At 69.8% G+C, this 4,539-nt stretch carries 3 protein-coding genes; all 3 read left to right on the top strand.

Annotation, left to right across the window (positions count from 1 at the left end; translation table 11 throughout):
* On the top strand, positions 1–1,092 hold a 1,092-nt coding region (locus NTX40_03835), incomplete at its 5' end, for a 4Fe-4S binding protein (protein MCX5648217.1).
* The gene (locus tag NTX40_03830) at positions 1,089–2,831 is read left to right on the top strand and encodes a PQQ-binding-like beta-propeller repeat protein (protein ID MCX5648216.1); all 1,743 of its coding nucleotides are present in this window, start codon (positions 1,089–1,091) and stop codon (positions 2,829–2,831) included. The genes NTX40_03835 and NTX40_03830, both read left to right, overlap by 4 nt.
* Positions 2,828–4,539 (top strand): NAD(P)H-dependent oxidoreductase subunit E (locus NTX40_03825; protein MCX5648215.1); only part of this gene is annotated, 1,712 nt, incomplete at its 3' end. The genes NTX40_03830 and NTX40_03825, both read left to right, overlap by 4 nt.

Here is a 4,539-nt window from a genome sequence, read left to right as displayed (position 1 = left end):
GTGATGCTGGGCGCGCTCGCGTACTTCGGTTTCTGGCGCGGCGGGTGCGTGTGCCCGATCGGCGGGATTCAGAACGTCGCGCTCGCGCTCGGGGATTCCACCTACGCCATTCCCTTGGCCGTGCTCGCGTTTTTCCTCCTGCCGCTCGTCGCCGCGCTCTTTTTCGGGCGCGCGTTCTGCGGGGCGGTCTGTCCCCTCGGGGCCGTTCAGGACGTCGTGCTGGTGCGGCCGGTGAAGGTGCCGGCCTGGCTCGAGCACGCGCTAGGTCTCCTAGCGTATGTGTACCTCGGGGCGGCGGTGCTGTTTGCGGCCACGGGGTCCGCGTTCGTCATCTGCCGATACGACCCGTTCGTCTCGATCTTCCGCCTCGTGCCGCTCTTCCGTTCCGAGAGCCTGATGGACGCGGTGCGCGGCAGCATGACGATGCTGATTCTTGGGGCGAGTTTTCTGGTGATCGGCCTTTTCGTCGGTCGTCCGTATTGCCGCTACCTCTGCCCTTACGGTGCGGTGCTGAGGCTCTTCTCGCGGGCGTCGCGGTGGCACGTCGCCATTACGCCGGACGAGTGCATCGAGTGCCGCTTGTGTGAGGACGCGTGTCCGTTCGGGGCGATTCGCAACCCCGCCCCGCCGCCGACGGGTCCGCGGACGGCGGGCAAAGGCCGCCTGGCGGCGCTGGTCGTCGCGCTGCCGATCCTCGTGGGGCTGGGCGCCGGACTCGGCACGCGGGCGGGACCGGCGATGGCTCAGGTGCACGACATGGTGCGCCTGGCGGACCGGGTGCGCCTCGAGCAGGAAGGGAAAGTCGAAGGCACGACGAACGCAAGCGATGCGTTCTATACGACGCGCCGGCCGGCCGAGGAACTCTACCGCGAGGCCGCGGGCATCGTCGGCGATTTTGTCTGGGGCGGCGGAGCGCTTGGGGCCTGGGTGGGCCTCGTCGTCGGCGCGAAACTCCTTCATCTCTCGGTCCGCCGAATGCGGACCGACTATGAACCGGACCGCGCGACGTGCCTCGCCTGCGGGCGGTGCTTCGCGTACTGCCCCAAAGAGCAGGCCCGGCGGGCGAAGAAGGACACGCAGGAAGACGGATGACGACAGAGAGACGAAACCCGTTTGATTCCCGCCGGCGAGCCGGAGTCGCCTACGCTGTTGCGTTGGGCGCGGCGATCGTGGCCGGGGCGTTCTCGCTGGCGGTCGGCGTCGAACTCGTCGCGCACTGGGTGGCGAGCCAGCGGTGGGACCCGTTTGATTCCCAGGAACTCGCCCGGATGCGCGAGGAGGCGCTCAAGGAGAGTTTCAGCGACGCGGCGCTCGTCGAGAAGATCCGGGGGTACGAACTTTCGCTTCGCCGGGAGTACTACTATCGGCAGGCGTTTTCGCGGTGGGGCGGTTGGCTCCTTCTGGGCGGGGTGGTGGTGTTCCTGGCGGCCGTCAAGTACGCCGCCGATTGCCGCAACGAGGCGCCCCGGCCGGCAGGCGGGGCGGCGCCGGAAGACGCTCCCCGGACGGCTTCGGCGGCTCGTTGGGCGGTGGGCGCGGTCGCACTGGCGATTGTCGGGGCGACGGCGGGCGTCATCGTGCACTTCGTGCCGGCGCCTCCGACGGAAGAGCCGACGGGTGCGGCGGCGCGTTATCCTTCGCCGGAGGAGATCGCGCGCCAGTGGCCGCGGTTCCGCGGCCCGGGGGGCGTCGCGACGAGCGCCTACGCAAACATTCCGACGAAGTGGAACGGTAAGAGCGGCGAAGGAATCCTGTGGAAGACGCCGGTGCCGCTGCCGGGACGCAATTCGCCCGTCGTCTGGGGCGACGCGATTTTTCTGACCGGCGCGACCGAGAAGAAGCGTGAGGTCTATTGTTTCGACGCCCGCTCCGGCCGCCTGAGATGGCAGAGGCCGGTCGAGACGCCCGAGGGAAGGGCGGCGCCCCCGCCCGAAGTGGAAGAGGCGACGGGCTATGCGGCTCCGACGGCGGTGACGGACGGCCGGCGCGTCGCGGCCATCTTCGCGAACGGCGACGTCGCGGCATTTGATTTCGAGGGGAAACCCCTCTGGGCGCGGTCGCTGGGCGCTGCGAAGAACACCTACGGCCACGCGGCCTCGCTCGCCATGTATCGGAACATGGTGCTGGTTCCATACGACCAGGGCCGTCCGGAGGACCGCAAGAGCTGCCTGATCGCCCTGAACGCCGCGACGGGGAAAACCCTCTGGGAAGCGCTCCGCCCGGTCAGCAACTCGTGGGCGACGCCGATCGTGATTGACGCGGGCGGAAAGGCGCAGGTCGTCATGGCGGCCGACCCGTGGGTCATCGCATACAACCCCCTCACGGGCGCGGAGGTCTGGCGCGCGAAGTGCCTGCGGGGCGACGTGGCCCCGAGCCCCGTGTTCGCGGGCGGCGTGGTGTATGCGGTGAACACGGGGGCCGACCTCGTGGCCATCCGGGCCGACGGCCAGGGCGACGTCACGAAGAGCCGCATCCTCTGGCGCTCGCCCGACAACTTGCCGGACGTGGTCAGCCCGCTCGCCGGCGGCGGACTCGTCTGGACGCTGCTGGCGTACGGCACGCTGACGTGCTACGACGCGCGCGACGGCCGGATCGTGTACGAGCACGACCTGGATGTGGCGTTCTGGTCGTCGCCGAGCCTCGTGGGCGACTCGATCTACCTGACGAGCGAAAAGGGCGTGACGTTCATCGTCTCGGCGACGAGGAAATTCAAGGAACTCGGCCGCTCGGAGTTGGGCGAGAAGGTGTACGCGAGCCCGGCGTTCCTCGACGGCCGCATCTACCTCCGCGGCGAGAAGCACCTGTTCGCCATCGGAAACGCGAAAGAATGAGCGACCTCGACCTCCAATTCGTGGACGAGGCGGTCCGGCAAATCGGCCGCCGGCCGGAGACGGTAATCCCCATCCTCCAGGCCATCCAGGAGCACTACCGCTACCTGCCGGAGGAAGCGCTCGAGCGGGTGTGCGCGATTACCGACATTACGCCGGCCCGGATCGAGGGCGTGGCGACATTCTATTCGCAGTTCCGCCGACGCCCGATGGGACGCCACCTCGTCCGCGTCTGCATCGGGACGGCCTGCCACGTCAAAGGCGCCGGCGTCGTCCACGACGCCTTTTATCGGCACCTCGGCATCGCCGAGGGCGACGACACCGACCCGGAGCGGATCTTCACGGTGGAGAAAGTGGCGTGCCTCGGGTGCTGCACGCTCGCGCCGGTGGTGCAGATCGACGGCCTGACGTACGGCCACATGGCGCCGGACCTCGTGCCGAGGGTGCTCCGGGATTTTCTGGCGTCCGAGAAGGCGCTCGCCGGCCGGCGCAAGAAGCGGCTCGCGGCGCCGGCCGAGGCCGGGGGCGGGCAGATCCACATCGGCCTGGGCTCGTGTTGCGTGTCGCGCGGGAGCGGCAAAGTGCAGGAGGCGCTGGAGCGGGCCGTGGCCGACGCCGGCGCCCCGGTCGTCGTCAAGCGGGTCGGGTGCGTCGGTATGTGCCACCAGACGCCGCTCGTCGAGATTGTCGTGCCGGGGCGGCCCTCCGCGTTCTACGCGCAGGTTCAGGCGGACGACGCGGGGGCGATCGTTCGGAGGCACTTCAAGCCTCGCGGCCTTTCGCGGCGCGTGCGTGCCGCCGCGGGGCGAGCACTCGATGCGCTCCTGACGGACGAGGCGTGGCAGCCCGTCGCGCGCTATGCGATGGATGTGCGCGACCCGCCGGTGGCGGCCTTTCTCGGCCCGCAGCAGCACCTGGCCACCGAAGGGTTCGGCCGGATTGACCCGCTGGACCTGGACGAGTACCTGGCCGCCGGCGGCTTCCAGGCCGCCGAGCGGTGCCTGCGGGAGCGGACGGCGGAAGAGGTCATTGACGAGATTCGCCGGAGCGGCCTGCGCGGGCGCGGCGGCGCGGGGTTCCTGACGGGCGAGAAGTGGCGGCGCGTCCGCCAGGCCCCGGGCGAGCCGAAGTATCTCGTCGCGAACGGCGACGAGGGCGACCCGGGGGCCTTCATGGACCGGATGCTCCTGGAGTCGTACCCGTACCGGATCATCGAGGGAATGATCGTCGGGGCGTTCGCCGTCGGCGCGGCCGAGGGCATCTTCTACATTCGCCACGAGTATCCGCTGGCGGTTCGGCGGGTGCGCGAGGCGCTCGAGCGGTGCCGGGAGCGCGGAATCCTGGGCGAGCGCGTCCTGGGCACGGACTTCCGGCTGGACCTGCGGATCATGGAAGGGGCCGGGGCGTTCGTCTGCGGCGAAGAGACCGCGATGATGGCTTCCATCGAAGGACGCCGCGGCACGCCGCGCCTCCGCCCGCCGTATCCGAGCGCCTCGGGCCTCCGGGGCAAACCCACGCTCATCAACAACACCGAGACGTTCGCCCTCGTGCCGTGGATTGTGCGGAACGGGGCGGGGGCGTTCGCGGCCATCGGCACGGAGCACAGCAAGGGCACGAAAGTTTTTGCGCTGGCCGGCAAAGTGGTGCGGGGCGGCCTCATCGAGGTGCCGATGGGCGTCACGCTCGGAACGATCGTCGAAGCGATCGGCGG

Source organism: Planctomycetota bacterium (assembly GCA_026387035.1).
Classification (GTDB): Bacteria; Planctomycetota; Phycisphaerae; order FEN-1346; family FEN-1346; genus JAPLMM01.
The sequence above is the reverse complement of the archived record's forward strand: the minus strand, read 5'-3'. Positions and strand labels throughout refer to the sequence as shown.

Excerpts from the sequence above, each read along its gene's own strand:
- NTX40_03830 (MCX5648216.1), top strand. The coding sequence starts at position 1,089 with ATGACGACAGAGAGACGAAACCCGTTTGATTCCCGCCGGCGAGCCGGA.